The organism is Streptomyces sp. NPDC028331 (assembly GCF_055565775.1).
On the sequence record NZ_JBVHTR010000015.1, the window covers coordinates 71691 to 89459 of the forward strand.

The 17769-nt window shown below is 72.2% G+C and carries 20 protein-coding genes; 7 read left to right on the forward strand and 13 right to left on the reverse strand.

All coding sequences use genetic code 11. The features are described 5' to 3' along the window. Nucleotides 1-57: 57 nt before the first annotated feature. The 5 genes from ACZ4SW_RS22385 to ACZ4SW_RS22405 form a co-directional block, all read right to left on the reverse strand. Nucleotides 58-1272: an acetyl-CoA C-acetyltransferase gene (locus ACZ4SW_RS22385; RefSeq protein WP_468247144.1), complete on the reverse strand. Its 1215-nt coding sequence runs from the start codon at nucleotides 1270-1272 to the stop codon at nucleotides 58-60. 3 nt (nucleotides 1273-1275) lie between these two features. After that, entirely contained in the window at nucleotides 1276-2469 is a 1194-nt protein-coding gene (locus tag ACZ4SW_RS22390; RefSeq protein WP_468247149.1) for a CaiB/BaiF CoA transferase family protein, read from the reverse strand. 197 nt (nucleotides 2470-2666) lie between these two features. Continuing rightward, entirely contained in the window at nucleotides 2667-2813 is a 147-nt protein-coding gene (mmpA, locus tag ACZ4SW_RS22395; RefSeq protein ID WP_468247157.1) for a morphogenic membrane protein MmpA, read from the reverse strand. Nucleotides 2814-2875: 62 nt separating this feature from the next. After that, entirely contained in the window at nucleotides 2876-3574 is a 699-nt protein-coding gene (locus ACZ4SW_RS22400) for an endonuclease V (protein WP_468247164.1), read from the reverse strand. A gap of 34 nt (nucleotides 3575-3608) precedes the next feature. Then, nucleotides 3609-3935, reverse strand: coding sequence for a plasmid stabilization protein (locus tag ACZ4SW_RS22405; RefSeq protein WP_468247170.1), 327 nt, complete (start codon nucleotides 3933-3935; stop codon nucleotides 3609-3611). Nucleotides 3936-4227: 292 nt separating this feature from the next. Here ACZ4SW_RS22405 and ssgD point away from each other — a divergent pair, with 292 nt between their 5' ends. Beyond that, on the forward strand, nucleotides 4228-4644 hold the full coding sequence (gene ssgD / locus ACZ4SW_RS22410; RefSeq protein WP_468247176.1) for a spore wall synthesis regulator SsgD: 417 nt from the start codon (nucleotides 4228-4230) through the stop codon (nucleotides 4642-4644). A 104-nt stretch (nucleotides 4645-4748) separates the two neighbouring features. Here ssgD and ACZ4SW_RS22415 read toward each other — a convergent pair whose 3' ends face one another. Beyond that, nucleotides 4749-5609, reverse strand: coding sequence for an isocitrate lyase/PEP mutase family protein (locus tag ACZ4SW_RS22415; protein WP_468247183.1), 861 nt, complete (start codon nucleotides 5607-5609; stop codon nucleotides 4749-4751). Between the two features lie 355 nt (nucleotides 5610-5964). Here ACZ4SW_RS22415 and ACZ4SW_RS22420 point away from each other — a divergent pair, with 355 nt between their 5' ends. From ACZ4SW_RS22420 to ACZ4SW_RS22435, 4 genes are all read left to right on the forward strand, one after another. Continuing rightward, nucleotides 5965-7599: an ABC-F family ATP-binding cassette domain-containing protein gene (locus ACZ4SW_RS22420; RefSeq protein WP_468247188.1), complete on the forward strand. Its 1635-nt coding sequence runs from the start codon at nucleotides 5965-5967 to the stop codon at nucleotides 7597-7599. Between the two features lie 99 nt (nucleotides 7600-7698). Beyond that, on the forward strand, nucleotides 7699-8475 hold the full coding sequence (ddaH, locus tag ACZ4SW_RS22425) for a dimethylargininase (RefSeq protein ID WP_468247194.1): 777 nt from the start codon (nucleotides 7699-7701) through the stop codon (nucleotides 8473-8475). 263 nt (nucleotides 8476-8738) lie between these two features. Continuing rightward, nucleotides 8739-9713, forward strand: a complete 975-nt coding sequence (locus ACZ4SW_RS22430) for an acyl-ACP desaturase (protein WP_468247201.1) — start codon at nucleotides 8739-8741, stop codon at nucleotides 9711-9713. A 235-nt stretch (nucleotides 9714-9948) separates the two neighbouring features. Beyond that, nucleotides 9949-10416 (forward strand): hypothetical protein, encoded by a 468-nt coding sequence (locus ACZ4SW_RS22435; protein ID WP_468247207.1) that lies wholly within the window; start codon nucleotides 9949-9951, stop codon nucleotides 10414-10416. A gap of 73 nt (nucleotides 10417-10489) precedes the next feature. Here the strand turns inward: ACZ4SW_RS22435 and ACZ4SW_RS22440 are convergent, their stop codons facing one another. Together ACZ4SW_RS22440 and ACZ4SW_RS22445 are read right to left on the reverse strand one after the other, a co-directional pair. Further along, the gene (locus ACZ4SW_RS22440) at nucleotides 10490-10705 is read right to left on the reverse strand and encodes a hypothetical protein (RefSeq protein ID WP_181139054.1); all 216 of its coding nucleotides are present in this window, start codon (nucleotides 10703-10705) and stop codon (nucleotides 10490-10492) included. Nucleotides 10706-10757: 52 nt separating this feature from the next. Beyond that, on the reverse strand, nucleotides 10758-11009 hold the full coding sequence (locus tag ACZ4SW_RS22445) for a WhiB family transcriptional regulator (protein WP_468247766.1): 252 nt from the start codon (nucleotides 11007-11009) through the stop codon (nucleotides 10758-10760). Nucleotides 11010-11300: 291 nt separating this feature from the next. Between ACZ4SW_RS22445 and ACZ4SW_RS22450 the strand changes: the two genes are divergently transcribed. Then, nucleotides 11301-12092 (forward strand): VOC family protein, encoded by a 792-nt coding sequence (locus ACZ4SW_RS22450; RefSeq protein WP_468247213.1) that lies wholly within the window; start codon nucleotides 11301-11303, stop codon nucleotides 12090-12092. Between the two features lie 167 nt (nucleotides 12093-12259). On the opposite strand, the gene ACZ4SW_RS22455 is transcribed toward ACZ4SW_RS22450, so the two are convergent. The 3 genes from ACZ4SW_RS22455 to ligD form a co-directional block, all read right to left on the reverse strand. Then, a complete protein-coding gene (locus tag ACZ4SW_RS22455) occupies nucleotides 12260-13297 on the reverse strand; it encodes a LacI family DNA-binding transcriptional regulator (RefSeq protein ID WP_468247219.1) in 1038 nt (345 codons plus the stop codon). 112 nt (nucleotides 13298-13409) lie between these two features. Then, the gene (locus ACZ4SW_RS22460) at nucleotides 13410-14360 is read right to left on the reverse strand and encodes a multicopper oxidase domain-containing protein (protein ID WP_468247225.1); all 951 of its coding nucleotides are present in this window, start codon (nucleotides 14358-14360) and stop codon (nucleotides 13410-13412) included. Nucleotides 14361-14522: 162 nt separating this feature from the next. Then, complete coding sequence (ligD, locus tag ACZ4SW_RS22465) at nucleotides 14523-15569, reverse strand: non-homologous end-joining DNA ligase (RefSeq protein ID WP_468247233.1); 1047 nt, start codon at nucleotides 15567-15569, stop codon at nucleotides 14523-14525. A 75-nt stretch (nucleotides 15570-15644) separates the two neighbouring features. Here ligD and ACZ4SW_RS22470 point away from each other — a divergent pair, with 75 nt between their 5' ends. After that, a complete protein-coding gene (locus ACZ4SW_RS22470; RefSeq protein ID WP_468247240.1) occupies nucleotides 15645-16715 on the forward strand; it encodes an ATP-dependent DNA ligase in 1071 nt (356 codons plus the stop codon). Nucleotides 16716-16746: 31 nt separating this feature from the next. Here ACZ4SW_RS22470 and ACZ4SW_RS22475 read toward each other — a convergent pair whose 3' ends face one another. Both ACZ4SW_RS22475 and ACZ4SW_RS22480 read right to left on the reverse strand, forming a co-directional pair. Further along, complete coding sequence (locus ACZ4SW_RS22475) at nucleotides 16747-17079, reverse strand: hypothetical protein (protein WP_468247246.1); 333 nt, start codon at nucleotides 17077-17079, stop codon at nucleotides 16747-16749. Nucleotides 17080-17284: 205 nt separating this feature from the next. Further along, nucleotides 17285-17752, reverse strand: a complete 468-nt coding sequence (locus ACZ4SW_RS22480) for a MarR family winged helix-turn-helix transcriptional regulator (RefSeq protein WP_468247254.1) — start codon at nucleotides 17750-17752, stop codon at nucleotides 17285-17287. Nucleotides 17753-17769 lie beyond the last annotated feature (17 nt).

Here is a 17769-nt window from a genome sequence, read left to right on the forward strand (position 1 = left end):
GTCGGATCCCTTGGATCCGTTCGATCCGTTCGATCCGTTTCGATCCGTTGGGGAAGGTCAGACGCGTTCGACGATGGTCGCGATGCCCATGCCGCCGCCCACGCACAGCGTGGCGAGGCCGTACCGCTTGTCCTGCCGCTCCAGCTCGTCGACCAGCGTGCCGAGGATCATCGCGCCGGTCGCGCCGAGCGGGTGGCCGAGCGCGATCGCGCCGCCGTTGACGTTGACCTTGTCCAGGGACAGCCCCATGTCCTTGACGAAGCGCAGGACGACCGCGGCGAACGCCTCGTTGATCTCGACCAGGTCGATGTCGTCGATCGTCAGCCCGGCCTTGGCGAGGGCCTTGCGGGTGGCGGGCGCGGGACCGGTCAGCATGATCGTCGGCTCGGAGCCGGACACCGCCGCGGAGACGATGCGGGCCCTGGGACGCATCCCGTAGCGCTCGCCGGTCTCCTTGGACCCGATGGCGACGAGGGCCGCGCCGTCCACGATGCCGGAGGAGTTGCCCGCGTGGTGGACGTGGTCGATCTGCTCGATCCAGTGGTACTTCTGCAGCGCGACCGCGTCGAAGCCGCCCAGTTCCCCGATGTCCGCGAACGAGGGCTTGAGCTTCGCGAGCGACTCGGCGGTGGTGCCGGGCCGCATGTGCTCGTCGTGGTCCAGGACGACGAGCCCGCTGCGGTCCTTCACCGGGACCACGGAGCGCTCGAAACGGCCGTCCTTCCAGGCGGCCGCGGCGCGCTCCTGGGACAGGGCCGCGTACTCGTCGACGTCCCTGCGGGAGAAGCCCTCGATGGTGGCGATGAGGTCGGCGCCGATGCCCTGCGGCACGAAGTTGACGGTCATGTTGGTCATCGGGTCGGCGAACCAGGCGCCGCCGTCCGAGGCCATCGGGACCCGGGACATGGACTCGACGCCGCCCGCGAGCACCAGGTCCTCCCAGCCCGAGCGGACCTTCGCGGCGGCCAGGTTGACCGCTTCGAGGCCGGAGGCACAGAAGCGGTTCTCCTGGACGCCGGCCACCGTGTCGGGCAGCCCGGCGGCGATCGCGGCGATCCGGGCGATGTCGGAGCCCTGGTCGCCGACGGGGCTCACCACACCGAGCACGATGTCGTCGATCGCGGCGGGATCGAGGTCCGGGAACCGCCGCCGGGTCTCGTGGATGAGCCCGACCACCAGGTCGATGGGCTTGGTGCCGTGCAGGGCGCCGTTGGCCTTGCCGCGCCCGCGCGGGGTGCGGATCGCGTCGTAGACGTACGCTTCGGTGCTCAACTGTCAGCCTTTCGAGGAGGGTCGGCCGGGCAGGCGCGGCTCGGGAGGGTCGGGAGCTTCATCGGTCGCCGTCCCGAGGAGTCGGGGCGCGTCCCAGTCACGGGCGACGTCCTCGGTGTCGGCGCCGGGCTGGGCGGGACCGCTGTGCACCGCCGTGTGGGTGACGGAGAAGCGGGGCGCGGGCGCGGGTTGGGTGATGCCGCCGTGGTCGGTGAAGGTGCCGCGGGCGGCGAGGTGGGGGTGGGCGGGGGCCTCCCGCAGCGACAGGACGGGCGCGACACAGGCGTCGGACCCCTCGAAGACGGCGGTCCACTCGTCGCGCGTGCGGGTCTTGAACCGGGCCGCGACCATCTCCCGGAGTTCGCCCCAATGGGCGACGTCCCTGCGGGCCGGGGCGCGGTCCGCGATGCCGAGCAGCTCCACGAACTCCGCGTAGAACTGCTGTTCAAGGGCGCCCACGGCCATGTACCGGCCGTCGGCCGTCTCGTAGGTGCCGTAGAACGGGCAGCCGCCGTCGAGCAGGTTGGCGCCGCGCCGGTCCTGCCAGCCGCCGGCGGCGAGCATGCCGTGGATCATCGAGGCCAGGTGGGCGGCGCCGTCGACGATGGCCGCGTCCACCACCTGGCCGGTTCCGGTCGCACGGGCGTGGTGCAGGGCGGCGAGGACGCCGACGACGAGGTAGAGCGCACCGCCCGCGTAGTCGCCGACGAGGTTGGCGGGGATCGCCGGGGGCGCGTCCGGGGTGCCGATCATGCCGAGCGTGCCGGTGAGCGCGATGTAGGCGATGTCGTGCCCGGCGCGCGGGGCGAGCGGCCCCTCCTGGCCCCAGCCGGTCATCCGGCCGTAGACGAGCCGGGGGTTGCGGGCGTGGCAGGTCTCGGGGCCGACGCCGAGGCGTTCCGCCACGCCAGGGCGGTAGCCCTCGATGAGGATGTCGGCGCGCTCGGCCAGGTCCAGGACGCGGGCCGGGCCGTCCTCGGTCTTGAGGTCGACGATCACCGAGCGCTTGTTGCGGTTGGTGACGTCGTACTCGGGGTCGACGGCGAGCCCCGAGCCGTGCGGCCGGTCCACGCGGACGACGTCGGCGCCCAGGTCGGCGAGGAGCATGCCGGCGAACGGCCCGGGTCCGATACCGGCCAGCTCGACGACGCGTACGCCGGCGAGGGGGCCCTGCCCCGGCGTCCTTGCCACTGCCATCCGGCCCCCAGCTCCGCGACCCACCCGATGCGACATCGGCGATGTTGAGAACGTGTTCCAGTACGGGCACTATCGGATCGAGCAAGCGCTTAGTCAAGCGCAGGCCCCGACGTCATACTCTCCGTACGCACATTCTCACCTCACGGTAGCCGCGGCCACCGACAACGGCGCGGGGCGGAGCGACCGCCGGCCGGCCTTCAGGAGCCCCACGCCAGCACGGTGAGGATCATTCCGGCGATCCAGGCCAGGCCGGCGAGAACGGCGAGGAGCAAGGCGGCCGTCACGGCTCGCTCGACGGGCTGGGCGGCGTGGCTCACGGTCTTGGGGGCACGGTGCGTCGTCATGCGGCCCAGCCTGCCGACCGGGCCGGTGCGGCCACATCCGTGCGCGTACTCAGGCGCCGTACTCAGGACACGGAGCCGACGGCCTCGCGAAGCGCGCGTCGGCACAGGGTGTCGGCGCGCCGGGTGGACTCGGGGACGCGGTACGCCGGGGCGAGCGCGAGTGTGTGCGCGCAGGCGTTGGCGAGGCCGACGCGGTGCCCCACCGAGACGAACACCGGCTTGACGCCCGTCCGGGTGCGCAGGGCGCTGCCGACCTCCTCGGTGCCCGCGAGGAGCGGGCTCCTGCTGCCGCGCTCGGCGCCCGGCTCCGCGTAGGTGAACGTGAAGGGGTTCTTCGCGACGCCGATCGTGGGCAGTCCGGTCAGAACGCCGAGGTGGCTCGCCAGGCCGAAACGGCGCGGGTGGGCGAGGCCGTAGCCGTCGCAGACGACCAGGCCGGGATCGTGGTCCAGGGCGTCCAACGCGGCCAGCACGGTGGGGATCTCGCGGAAGGCGAGCAGACCGGGAACGTACGGGAAGGAGACCTCGCCGACGGCCGTGGCCTCGGCGAGGGGCGTGAGGGTGGCTCCGTCCAGGACGACGGCCGCCGCCGCGACGACGCCGCGCTCGTCGTCGTAGGCGACGTCGACCCCCGTCACGGGGCCGGTCCCGGGCGGCGGCCCCGGTTCGTCCAGGATCACCCGGCCGCGCAGCGCGTCCTGCACGGCCCGGGCCTCTTCTTCGGTCGCGGGCCACCCCGCGGGGGTGCGTACGGAGGTCATGGTGGTGACGAGCGTACGACCCCGCGGCCTGCCGTCACTTACCGCCCAGGGCGCGCTGCAGCTCGCTCTTGTTCATGTCCGAACGGCCGCGGATGTTGCGCCGCTTGGCCTCCTCGTAGAGCTGGTCGTAGGTCGCCGACTGGGAGCCCTTGCCCGAGCGCTCTCCGCCGCGCCTGGCGGGCGACTTGCCCTGCGTGGACGTGCGGCCGGCCGTCTTGGACTCACCGGAGCGGGCGCGCTCCTTGTTCACGGTCCGCGCCGCGATCTCCTTGGCGCGCCCCTCGCTCTCCCCGCGGTCGCGCGCGCTCTCCTTGATGTGCTCGTACTGACGTTCCCGCTTGGGGCTCGAGCCGCGTGGCATGACCGTCACTTCCTCTCCGGATGCGGATGCCGCCCGAGTACCCCGGTTCGCCGGGGTTTCACCGTCGCCGCCGGCCGGGAACCGTACGCGCGTGCGCGGTGTCCTCTCCGGTGTCCCCCGGTCCGCGGCACACCGGAGTGATCGCCCCCACCGGGCACCGCCCTGATGGCATGGACTCGGTGACAGAGGTCACTCGAATTTCATGTGCACGGATCGGCCGATTCGATCGTCTCTTCCAGTGCCCGGCCTCATCCGCCCGAAGTCCGTCCAGCCGTCCCGAGGGAGCAAGGCGTTGTCCACCGTCATCGAGCAGCCCGTGGAGGCCCGTCTCGTCGCTGCCGCGCCGCGTATGCCGAGCATTCCGGCCGTGCTCCACTACGACCGGAGCGACCCGTTCGCCGTCCGCATGACCTTCCCCGCCCCCGCGACCCTGGAGGGCGTGGAGGTGTGCTGGACCTTCGCCCGCGAACTCCTCGCCGCCGGCCTGGAGGGCCCGGAGGGCCAGGGGGACGTCCGGGTGCGGCCGTACGGCTACGAGCGCACCGTCCTGGAGTTCCACGCCCCGGAGGGCACCGCCGTGGTGCACGTCCACTCGGACGAGGTCCGGCGCTTCCTGCAGCGGAGCACCGAGCTGGTGCCGGTGGGTCTGGAGCATCTCCAGGTGGACCTGGACCACGACCTGGACGAGCTGATGCGGGACGCGTGCTGAGCCCTTCGCCCCTCGGTGCGTCCGCTCGGCGTGGGAGCCGCGGTGCGACGGCGGGTGCGGGTCGTCGGCGGCCGGCCGCACCCACGCGGCGAAGCGGCACGTAGTCACGGCCTCGGGACGTCTCCGGGCGCCTGACGGCCCCCGCCCAGCAGCCCGTTGAGCTCCCCGTGGTCCAGGCCGTCGGCCAGCGCTTCGTACGTTCCCTCGTTCAGCAGTTCCCGTGCGGCCCGGCGGACCAGGGCGTGGGCGGCCTGGGCGATGCCCGCGCCGGTGCTGACGCGGGCGACACCGAGAGCGGCCAGTTCGGCGACGGTGGGCGCCCCCGGACCGGCCATCACGTTCAGCGGGCCCTCGATGCCCTCGGCGAGCGCCTTCACGGTCACCGGGTCGACGGCCCCGGGGACGAAGACGCCGTCCGCCCCGGCGGCCAGGTAAGCGGCGGCCCGCTCCAGGGTCTCCTCCAGGCCTCCGGTGGCGCGCAGATACGTGTCCACGCGCGCGTTGACGAACAGCGGCACGCCGGCGGTGTCGGCGGCCTCGCGTGCCGCGGCGATGCGCGCGGCCTGTTCGGCGACCGGACGCAGCGGGGCGCCCGCGCCGTACAGACCGTCCTCGATGTTGACCCCGACGGCGCCCGCGGCGAGCACCCCCCGGATCGTGGCACCGACGCCGGCGGCGTCGTCGGCGTATCCCGTCTCGATGTCCGCGCTCACCGGTACGGTCACCGCCTCCCCGATCCGGGCGAGGGCCGCGAGGGCGTCGCCGTTCGAGAGCCGGTCGCCGTCGGCGGCGCCCAGCTCCCAGGCGAGCCCGGCGCTCGTGGTGGCGACGGCCGCGGCTCCCGCCTCCTCGACGAGCCGCGCGCTGGCGACGTCCCAGGCGTTGGGCAGCAGCAGCGGACGACCGGGCACGTGCAGGGAGCGGAAGGCGAGGGCCTGCTCACGCAGGCGCGTCTTGTTCGTCATGCGCAGGAGTCAACCAGCGGGCGGGGGCGGGTGGCTGGCAGAAATCCGACATAGGTGTAGGGGGCGCCGGGCGGGCCGCACGGCCTCCATAAATGCGTTGACGCCCGCTGCGCCCCCTCGTACGGTGTGTGACGCTTCTGTTGCCGCCGGGAGGAGAAGGACGTTGCTCGTCTGAGGTCCTGAGACACCGCGTCACGCAGCGCTGTCCGCGTCTGCGTGCCTCGTGTGCGACCTCGGCGTTCGAGCCGTCCCCTCGGTGCGGAGCTTCCCCTTCCCTCCGTCCGCGGACCGTCGCCCCATGCGGTGTCTCACACGCGTTGCCCGAAATCCGCCCTTGAGCAACCGCGAGGCCCGTATGTCACCCACCCCTTCCATCACCTGCACCTCCCTGGCCTTCTCCTGGCCCGACGGCACCCCCGTCTTCGACGGCCTTCAGGTCGCCTTCGCCGCCGGCAGAACCGGACTCGTCGGAGTCAACGGGTCGGGGAAGTCGACCCTCTTGAAGCTGATCGCCGGTGAACTCGCCCCGGTCTCGGGAACCGTGCACGTCGCCGGCGAGGTCGGCCACCTGCCGCAGAACGTCGCGCTCGACACCGGCCTGCGCGTCGACGACGTCCTCGGCATCGCCGCCAAGCGCGCCGCGCTGCACGCCATCGAGGCGGGCGACGTGGCCGAGGAGCACTTCACCACGGTCGGCGACGACTGGGACGTGGAGGAGCGCGCCGAGGCGACGCTCGGCGAACTCGGGCTCGGCCACATCGGCCTGGACCGCACCATCGGGGAGGTCTCCGGCGGCGAGTCCGTCCTGCTGCGCCTGGCCGCGCTGCTGCTGCGCCGCCCGGACGTGCTGCTGCTCGACGAACCCACCAACAACCTCGACCTGTACGCGCGCAGGCGGCTGTACGCGGCGGTGGAGGCGTGGCCGGGCGTCATGGTCGTGGTCAGCCACGACCGGGAACTCCTCGACCGCGTCGACCAGATCGCCGATCTGCGCGCCGGGGAGGTCACCTGGTTCGGCGGCACCTTCTCCGCCTACGAGGAGGCGCTGGCGGTCGAGCAGGAGGCGGCCGAGCGCATGGTGCGCGTGGCCGAGGCCGATCTGCGCAGGCAGAAGCGTGAACTGCTCGACGCCCAGGTGAAGTTGGCACGCCGCAAGCGGTACGGGCAGAAGATGTGGGACAGCAAGCGCGAACCCAAGATCGTGATGGGGGCGCGCAAACGGGCGGCCCAGGAGTCGGCGGGCAGGCACCGCATCCTGCACGAGGAGCGGCTCGCCGAGGCCAGGGAGCGGCTGGACGAGGCCGTCGAGGCCGTCCGGGACGACGACGAGATCCGCGTCGACCTGCCGTACACGGCGGTGCCGCCGGGGCGGACCGTCCTGACGCTGCGGGACCTGAAGCTGACGTACGGCGCCCGCGTGGACGGCGGCCTGGAACTGCGCGGGCCGGAGCGGATCGCGCTGATCGGGCGCAACGGCGCGGGCAAGACCACGCTGCTGCGCACCATCGCGGGCGAGTTGCAGCCGGTGGCGGGCGAGGCGACGGCGCACGTGCCGCTGCGTTTCCTGCCGCAGCGGCTGGACGTCCTGGACGACGAGCTGACGGTCGCCCAGAACGTGGCCCGGTTCGCACCCGCCGCCACCCCCAACCGGATCCGGGCCCGCCTGGCCCGCTTCCTGTTCCGTGGCGCGCGGGCCGACCAGCCCGCCGGGACCCTGTCGGGCGGCGAGCGTTTCCGGGCCGCCCTGGCCGCGCTGATGCTCGCCGAGCCGGCGCCGCAACTGCTGATGCTGGACGAGCCGACGAACAACCTCGACATGGCGAGCGTGCGGCAGCTCACCACCGCCCTGGAGTCGTACGAGGGCGCGCTGATCGTGGCCAGCCACGACCTGCCGTTCCTGGAGTCGATCGGCATCACACGCCTGCTGCTGCTCGACGGAAAGCTGAAGGAGACCACACCGGAGGCCGTCGAGGATCTCACCCGGCCCTGACCGCCGGTGGCGCACGGTGCCGGAACCCGGGGCTTTGTCCCCGGCTTCCGGCCCTACATGATGGCGGGCGACATCATCAGCCGAGACGGAGTTCCGCACGTGCCCAGCAAGAAGGCCCTCATCCGCCGACCCAGCCCGCGCCTGGCCGAGGGGCTGGTGACCCACATCGAGCGGGAGAAGGTCGACGTCGACCGCGCGCTCGAGCAGTGGGAGGCGTACGCGGAGACCCTGCGCGGGCACGGCTGGGAGACGATCGAGGTGGATCCGGCCGACGACTGCCCGGACTCGGTGTTCGTCGAGGACACGGTGGTGATGTACCGGAACGTCGCACTGATCGCACGGCCGGGCGCCGAGTCGCGGCGCGAGGAGACCGCGGGCGTCGAGGAGGCCGTGGCGCGGCTCGGCTGTTCCGTGAACTGGATCTGGGAGCCGGGCACCCTCGACGGCGGCGACGTCCTGAAGGTCGGCGACACGATCTACGTCGGCCGCAGCGGACGCACCAACGCGGCCGCCGTCCAGCAGATGCGCGCGGTCTTCGAACCGCTGGGCGCCCGGGTGGTCCCGGTGCCCGTCACCAAGGTGCTGCACCTGAAGTCGGCGGTCACCGCGCTGCCCGACGGCACGGTCATCGGACACGTGCCGCTGGTGGACAGGCCTTCGCTGTTCCCGCGCTTCCTTCCGGTGCCGGAGGAGGCCGGCGCGCACGTCGTGCTGCTCGGCGGCGACAGGCTGCTCATGTCGTCCGGCGCGCCGCAGACGGCGGACCTGCTCGCCGACCTCGGTCATGAACCGGTCCTGGTGGACATCAGCGAGTTCGAGAAGCTCGAGGGATGCGTGACGTGTCTGTCGGTGCGGCTGCGGGAGCTGTACGAGTGACCGGGTGACGAGGCCACCCGTTCGTCCCGGTCGGCACCGATCGGCGGGGACTTCCGCATCCGGGACAGGGCCCTGCCCGGGGAGGAATTCCGGATCCCCGACAGGGCCTCGCCCAGGGGGAGTTCAGCGGGCGGGGGCAGGGCTTTTACAGCGCGCTTAACCTACGGGTTCGTAACCTACGGATTCGTAGCCTACGATCCCGTAAGTTCCGGCCACCGCTCGTCGGCTGCACCGCTGTTCTTCCCCGTCCTCCTGGAGTTCCCGTGACGATCACCTCTTCCCACCTCGGCAGCCCCTCCGTCTGGACCGACGCACGGCTGCTGTACGCCCTGGAGGAAGTGGTCGAAAAGGAGCTGAACCGCCATCTGCAGGTCGCCAAGGACTGGATGCCGCACGAGTACGTCCCCTGGGGCAACGGCCGCAACTTCCCGGGCTTCTTCGAGGACGGCGTGGCCTGGGAGAAGGAGCAGTCGACGGTCACCGAGATCGGCCGGATCGCGCTGGTCGTCAACCTCCTGACGGAGGACAACCTCCCCAGCTACCACCACGAGATCGCCACACTGTTCGGCCGCGAGGGCGCGTGGGGCACCTGGGTGCACCGCTGGACGGCGGAGGAGGGCCGGCACGGCATCGTGATGCGGGACTATCTGCTCGCCTCCCGCGCGGTCGACCCCGACCAGCTGGAACGATTCCGCATGGCGCACATGAGCGAGGGCTTCCAGTCGGACAACCGGCACTCGATGCTGCACTCCGTCGCCTACGTCGCCTTCCAGGAGCTGGCCACCCGCATCTCGCACCGCAACACCGGCCACCAGTCCGGCGACCCGGTCTGCGACCGGATGCTGGCCCGCATCGCGACCGACGAGAACCTGCACATGGTGTTCTACCGGAACCTGCTCAAGGCCGCGTTCGAGATCGCACCCGACCCGACCATGCAGGCCGTGCGGGACGTCGTGGTGGGCTTCCGGATGCCCGGCCACGGCATCCCCGGCTTCGAGCGTGCCGCCGCGCAGATGGCGATCGGCGAGGTCTACAACCTGCGCATCCATCACGACGACGTACTCCAGCCGGTGCTCCGCTTCCTGAAGGTCATGGACATCGACGGACTGGGCCCCGAAGGGCGCCGGGCCCAGGAGGAACTGGGGCTGTTCATGGGCGGTCTGAACACCGAGGCCACGAGGTTCGACGAGAAGCTGGCCGCCCGCAAGGCGCGGATGGCGGCCAGGGCGGGGGCGTAGCCCGCGTATCCGGACGGGTTTCCGCATCGGGATCCGTATGCGCGTCCGGACACGGATGCACACCGATACGGCCGTGGATGCGAATCCGCCGCAAACGCCACGTCGCGCCACCCTGTTCGCCGCACCGAGCCATCCCTCAGCATGCATATGCCGGGCGGGCTCTCCCCAGTGGGCGCCACCCGGCCTGTCCCTTTCGTACGCCTGGTCGGGCCGGGTGGCGCCCCTGGAGCGGGTCATGACGAATGCGATGTGGATGCGAGGCGTTCAGTGGCTGGCCGCCGCGGCACCGGACCCGCGCGCCTGCGCGGAGCAGTGGGAGCGGGACGGCGGCACGGTGTTGCTGGAGGCCGGTCGCCACTGGGACGTGGTGAGCGTTCCGCGCCACCTGGGCCTGCTCGCCCTGGACATTCTGTGGGACGACCCGCTGCGGGCACCCGGACCGACGCTGGTGGACTCGGCTGCGCTCAGGGTGGGGTTCTTCGTGCCGCCGGATGCGCCCGGCCACTGGACCGGCGCCGGGGTCCGCCGTGCGGGCAAGGGGGCGTGGGTCGCCGTGCCGCCGCCGTACCGGCCCGCCGGCTCCCTGGAGTGGATCGTTCCGCCCGATGGAAGCGGGTTGCTGCATCCGCCGGTGGTCCTGCGGCGGGCGCTCACCCGGGCCGGTCGAACGCTCGCCGTGCTGGCCACCGTCAGCGAGGACTGAACCTCCGGACCCGGTCGGTCACCATCGGTCGGTCACCGCCCGTCGGTCGCCGTCGGTCGGTCACACGGCTCTCCTACGCGGCCTCGTAGTGGTGCGCGTCCGCGCCGCGCCACTTCACCCACGCCGGATCGTCGAGCAGGTCCTCGGCGTCGGGCAACCCGGCCCGGCCGAGGAACTCGATCACGTCCTCGTCGGAGAACGCCACCCCGAGGCTCTCCCCGCGCGCGGTCACCCGGCGACCGCCGGTGCCCGACGGTGGATGAACGATGACAGGAGCCCGTCCGGACATGTCTCCAGCATCGTCCCGGGCGACCGTCCGCGCATCCGGACGGTCGGACCCCTCACCCGTTGTCCTGCGGCCGCCGCAGGTGCAGCCGCTCCTTCTCGGACAGCCCGCCCCAGACGCCGAACCGTTCGTCGTGGGTGAGGGCGTATTCGAGACACGCCGCGCGGCTCGCGCACAGCCCGCAGATACGCTTCGCCTCCCGCACCGAACTGCCCGGCTCGGGGAAGAAGAAATCGCCCCCCGTCTGCGCACAGAGCGCCTGCTCCTGCCAGGCGACGTCGGACGCGGTGATCGCTTCGATGTGCATGGCCGAGAGCGTGCCGCGCGGCGAAAAACGTTCGATCAACACGGCATATACGGCCCGCGGCCCCGTCCGGCGCCCCCTCCGTGAGGCTCCCGATGATGTCCGCGCGCCGCCGTGCGGTGCACGGCGGCGCGCCGGGAGACCCATGCCGAAAGCGCGCACCGGCCGGTCCCCGGCCGCCCACCGACCGTCCGGCCGTCCCAGGGGTCCGCCGGCTCATTCCGGCGGCGATTGTCAGTGGGGGGTGGAAGACTCGGCAGAGCAGGCAACGGGAACCCTCGAAGGAGGGCAGCGATGCTCACCACCCGTTTCGTCAACGGCGCTCCGAACTGGCTGGACATCGGCACCACGGACATCGACGGCGCCGAGTCCTTCTACGGCGGCCTCTTCGGCTGGCGGTTCCAGTCGGCGGGCCCCGACTCCGGCGGCTACGGCTTCTTCCAACTCTCCGGCAGAACCGCGGCCGGCGGCATGCAGACCACCCCGGAGCAGGGGCCGCCGTCGTGGACCGTCTACTTCCAGAGCTCCGACGCGGAGGCCACCGCCAAGGCGGCCGAGCAGTCCGGCGGCAGCGTGCTGATGCGGCCCATGGACGTGATGGGTGAGGGTCACATGGCCGTCCTCGCCGACCCGGCCGGAGTGCCGTTCGGCATCTGGCAACCGGGCCGCACCAAGGGCATCGAGGTGGCCGGCGACCCCGGCTCCCTGTGCTGGATCGAGCTGTACACGCCGGACATCGCCCGCGCCGCCGCGTTCTACCGCCAGGTCCTCGGCTGGGAGACCGAGGGAGTGCCCTTCCCGGGCGGCACCTACACGTGCATCAATCCGGACGGTCGCGGCCGGGACGACATGTTCGGCGGCCTCGTCCCGCTGGCCGACGATCCGGCGGAGGCGGAAGCCGGAGCGCACTACCTGCCCTACTTCGAGGTCACGGACGCGGACGCCACGGTGAGCAAGGCGCAGGAGCTGGGCGGCAGCGTCCGGATGCCCGCGACGGACGTCGAGGGTGTGGGCCGTATCGCCCGGCTCGTCGACCCGTACGGAGCCCGCTTCGCGGTGATCAAGAGCGCGCCGCAGCAGAGCTGACGCCGGCGGTCCCGGGGCGCGGTGCCGGGCTCCTGTCCCGGCGCACCGCGCCCCGCCTTCCTTCCCGCCGCCGAAGGCGGGGCGGGGTAGGCGGGGACCCACACCGATGCACCGTGGCGGTCCGGTCCGGTCGGTGCGGTCGGTGCGGTCGGTTCAGGCCGGTGCCGTCACGCCGACGCCCGCCGGATCAACGTCGTCGGCAGCACCACACTCGGCGGTGCGCCGCCCGCTCCGGGCTCGTCACCCCGCCGGTCCAGCCCCCGCAACAGGAGCCGGGCCATCAACCGGCCCATCTCCTCGATGTCCTGGCGGACCGTCGTCAGCGGCGGGTCGGTCTGCTCGGCGACCGGCAGCATGTCGTCGAAGCCGACGACGGCCACGTCGTCAGGCACCCTGCGGCCCTCGGCGCGCAGTACCCGCAGGGCGCCCGAGGCGCTCAGGTCGTTGGCGGCGAACACGGCGTCCAGGTCCGGGCAGCGCTGCAGCAGCTCCCGCATCGCCCGCTCGCCGCCGGCCGGTGTGAAGTCCCCCTCGACGACGAGCCCCGGGTCGGCGTCGGCCATGACGTCGCGGAACCCGTCGAGCCGGTCCACGGCGGACGTCTGGTCGAGGGCGCCGGTGATGTGCGCGATGCGGCGGCGGCCGAGTCCCACGAGGTGGCGCACGGCCTGGCGGGCACCGCCGCGGTTGTCGCTGTCGACGTAGACGGCGCTGCGGGTGCCGTCGCTCCAGCCCGGCCGCCCGCCGAACACGGTCGGCACCCCGGCCCGCTGCACCAGTTCGGGCAGTGGGTCGTCGAGGTGCAGCGAGAAGACGAGCGCTCCGTCGACGTGCCCGCCGGAGAGGTAGCGGCCGACCCGGGCGTGGTCGGCGCGGCCCTCCGTGAGCAGCAGGACGAGCTGGGAGTCGTGGGCCGTCAGCTCCTTGCTGATACCGCGCAGTTGCAGGGCGAAGAAGGGATCGGCGAAGACCCGGGTCTCCGGTTCCGCGATCACGACGGCGACCGCGTCGTGGCGCTTGGTGACCAGGCTGCGCGCGGCCTGGTTGGGCACGTATCCGAGTTCCTCGACGGCACGGCGCACCCGCTGGACGAGGGGTTCGCGCACTCCGTCACCGCCGTTGACGACGCGGGACACCGTCGCCCGGGAGACACCGGCCCGGGCGGCCACTGCCTCCAGCGTGGGACGCGGCGCGGTCTCGGTCACGTCGGGGCTCCTCCTCGGCGGTTGCCGATCAGCATAGCCCCGACCGCCCCACCATTGAGAGCGCTCCCCGGAGGGGGAGAGCCGGGTGTCGGCGAGGGCGGCTGTCCGTACCTTAGTGCCGGTGCTGCGCCGAGTCGTCGTACTCGGGAATCGTCCCGTCCGACTTCCGCACGAGGAACAGGCCGTCCATCCCCTTGTCGGCGTGTCGTTGGACGTGGCAGTGGTACATCCACGCGCCCGCGCCGCCCGACTCGCCCGCGATCACCTGGAATCCGAAGGAGACGCCGGGGCCGACGACCCTGGTGTCGATGAGCGCGCTGGAGTCCTCGGGACCGCTGAGCAGTCCCGTGCGGTTGTCCGCCCACCGGTGACCGTGCAGATGGAACGTGTGGAAGTCGTCCCCGTGCGTGATCACCACGAACTCGACGCGCTCCCCCAGGGCGGCCTCGAACGTGGGTCCTTCGTGCCCGTTGCCGTTGTTGATCGACGTCCCGTTGAACACGATGGCGTGCGTGGTGTCGGGGAGGATGTCACCCTTGCGACGCACGATCAGCGCTCCGTACAGGCCGTCGCGAACGCCGCCCGTGCCGTGCGGGGTACCCACGACGTGGTCGTGGTAGTGCCAGTAGCCGGCGCTGCCCTCCTGATAGGTGCCGTCCTTGCGACGGCCCGGAGCATGCGTGCGCCACACGTAGGTGCGTGTACGACCCGGCTTCACCACACTTTCCGTGAGCCTCGTTCCGTCGTTGCTGATCGTGTAGTCCACCCCGTGCACATGCAGGCCCGTCGAGACGTCCAACCGGTTCTCGAACTCGACGTAGAGCGTGTCGCCCTCGGTGACCTCGATCAGCGGGCCGGGGATGGTCGCCTTCCCGTTGCCGAGGCCGTAGCCCTTGCGTCCGTCACCGAGTCTCGCGGCGAACAACTTGATGTGTCTCTCCTTGCCACCGGCGGGCGCGGTCCTCGGCCCGCCGTCCGCGAAGGCCTCCGGTGCCAGTGACAACGATGTCGCGACGGTCGCGCCGCCGAGCAGCACCCGCCGGTTGAAGCTGCGTCTGTCCATGCGGAACTCCCCATCCTGGTACGCAATTCATGGAGAAGAGCCGCTGGGCGAACAAGGGACCGGTAGCGGCACAGCGTGAGCTTATCCGCACAGAAGACCAATTCTTCGTATTGACGACATACCGACATTTAAGTGTCGCCGGGGAGGTACGTCCGTGGTCGGTCAGGACGCGGCCGGACCCTCGGGGGTCTCCGGCTTCCGCTCCCGCCGTGCCCGGCTCGGCTGCACGCGCTTCGGCTCGCCCGGCATCTTCGGGTACTCGGGCGGATAGGGCAGGTCGCCGAGCCCGTGGTCGTGTTCGTCGCGGCGGGCCAGTTCGAGCAGTGCCTCCAGGGAGAAGGCGTGGTCGTCCATGTCCGCGTGGACGTCACCGAGTTCGGCGTACCGGCGGGGCATGGTCGCGAGGTCGAAGTCGCGGGGCTCCGCATCGTCGACCTCCTCCCAGCGCAGCGGCGCGGACACGGGGGCGTGGGGCCTCGGGCGGACGGAGTAGGCGGAGGCGATGGTCCGGTCGCGTGCCGTCTGGTTGTAGTCCAGGAAGATCTTCCGGCCCCGCTCCTCCTTCCACCAGGCGATGGTCACGTGCTCGGGCATCCGCCGCTCCATCTCGCGCCCGACGGCGATCGCGGCGCGGCGCACCTGGGTGAAGGTCCAGCGGGGCTCGATGGGCACGAAGACGTGCAGCCCGCGGCCGCCCGAGGTCTTGGGCCAGCCGCGCAGGCCGCCGTACTGGTCGAGGACCGCGCGCAGTTCGTGGGCGGCGCGCACCGCGTCGGCGTAGTCGGTGCCGGGCTGCGGGTCGAGGTCGATGCGCAGTTCGTCGGGGCGGTCGACGTCGTCGCGGCGCACCGGCCACGGATGGAAGGTGAGCGTGCCGTACTGCGCGGCCCACACGACGGCGCCGGTCTCGGTCGGGCACATCTCGTCGGCGCTGCGGCCGCTGGGAAAGGTGATGTGCGCGGTGGGGATCCAGTCCGGCATGCTCTTGGGGGCGCGCTTCTGGAAGAACCACTCTCCGGTCACCCCGTCCGGGTAGCGCTCCAGGGTGGTGGGGCGGTCCCGCAGAGCGCGCAGGATGCCGGGACCGACGGCCATGTAGTACCGCGCCAGGTCCAGCTTGGTGAAGCCGCGCTCCGGGAAGAAGACCTTGTCCGGGCTGGACAGCCGTACCGTCCGGCCCGCCACCTCCAGCTCCACCGCATCGCCCATGCGAGCCACGGTAGGCGCCCGCCCCGGTCCTCGCACACCGGGCGAACCGCCTCCTGCGGCAGCAGAATCGGAGGCATGGACCTGCCGGTGATGCCCCCCGTGAAGCCGATGCTCGCCAAGCCCGTGGCGGCGATCCCGCCGGACATGCAGTACGAGGCCAAGTGGGACGGCTTCCGGGCCATCGTGTTCCGCGACGGCGCCGAGGTGGAGCTGGGCAGCCGTACCGGAAAGCCGCTCACCAGGTATTTCCCCGAGCTGGTGGAGGCGGTGCGGGAGCGGCTGCCCGAGCGGTGCGTGGTGGACGGGGAGATCGTGATCGCGCGGGAGGGGCGCCTGGACTTCGACGCGCTGACGGAGCGGATCCATCCGGCGGACTCGCGGGTGCGGATGCTCGCGCAGAGGACACCGGCGTCGTTCGTGGCGTTCGATCTGCTGGCGCTGGACGACGAGTCGCTGCTGGACGTGGAGCTGGGCGACCGGCGTGCCCTGCTGGAGAGGGCGCTGTCCGGGGTGCGCCCGCCCGTCCACCTGGCGCCGGCGACCACGGACCGTGCGGTGGCCGAGCAGTGGTTCGAGCAGTACGAGGGGGCCGGCCTGGACGGGGTGATCGCCAAGCCGCTCACCCTGCCCTACCGTCCGGACGAACGCGTGATGTTCAAGGTCAAGCACGAGCGCACGGCGGATGTCGTCGTGGCGGGCTACCGCTTCCACAAGAGCGGCCCCGTCGTGGGGTCGCTGCTGCTCGGGCTGTACGACGACCGGGGGGCGCTCCAGCACGTGGGGGTGTCGGCCGCGTTCCCGATGAAGCAGCGGGAGCGGCTGGTGGAGGAGCTGGAGCCGCTGCGGATGGAGGACGTCACCGGCCATCCCTGGGCCGCCTGGTCGGACGAGGAGGCGCACGAGACGGCCCGGCTGCCGGGGGCGCCGAGCCGTTGGTCGGGGAAGAAGGACCTGTCCTGGGTGCCGCTGCGGCCGGAACGGGTGGCGGAGGTGGCGTACGACCACATGGAGAAGGGGGAGCGTTTCCGGCACACGGCGCGCTTCCGCCGCTGGCGCCCGGACCGCACCCCCGAGAGCTGTACGTACGAGCAGTTGCAGGAACCGGTGCGCTACGACCTCGCGGAGATCCTCGGCACCGCGGAGTGACCCTCCGGTGGGGGTCGCCTCGGGCCGGGTGTCATCCCCGGCGCCCCAGGCGGCGTTCGATCGCCGCCGACGCGTTCCGGCGGTCGGTGGCGAGCGCCTGCCGGGCCTCCTCGGCCGAGCCGAAGCCCAGAGCCGCCGCGATCGCCTCCCAGGCGACACCGCCCGCGAGGAGGGCCTCCACCGCGGCACCGACGGCGACGCCCGCCTCATGGCGGGCGCGGTCCAGTTCGGCGAGGGTGCGCAGCAGGTCGGGTGCCGTCGCGGCGTCCGTGAGGCCGCTCTGGGCCGCGTGCCGTGCCTGGTCGGCGGTGACCCACCAGTCCGCGGAGGTGTGCGGGGAACGGGTGGCGAGGGTCCGGTCCACGGTGGTGCCGCCTTCCTTCGCGGGTACACGTCTCGGGTGCCGCCGGGCACCCCAGTCTAGGTCCGGTGATCCGGAATGCGGTGTTCACGGTCCGCTGAACGGACCAGCGGGCCGTCTCCGGCTCACCGGCCGTCCGGGGCGCGCCCGGCGAGCGGCAGACCGGCCCGCGCTCCACGGCGGCCCCACGGCTCCGCGGGCACCGGGGTCAGGTCTTGGTGGCCGCGAGCGGCTCCGCCGGGTTGCGCAGGTCCTCCGCGGCGTCCGCGACACGCCGGATGAGGTCGAGGAAGAGGGTCTGCTCCTCGGGCGTGAGCGGGGCCAGGAAGACCTGGTTCATCCGGGCCGTGCGCACGGTCAGCTTGCGGTGCGTGCGCACACCGTCCTCCGTGAGGCGCAGCAGGAAGCGGCGGCCGTCCTGCGGGTCGCGGACCTTGTCCAGAAGGCCCCGCCGGCCGAGCCGGCTGATCACCTCGGCGATGGTGGACCGGTCGAGACCCACCCGCTCCCCGACGGTGCGCTGGTCGAGGCCCGGCTCGGCGACGAGGGCGTTCAGGACCGCGAACTGGGGCGAGGTGATCTCCTCCGAGACCATCGTGTTCCACAGCAGGTAGTGCGCCTGCTGGAGCCGCCGGGCCAGGTGCCCGGGGTGGGCGGAGAGATCCACCGCGGCCATGAGCGCTCCTCAGCGTC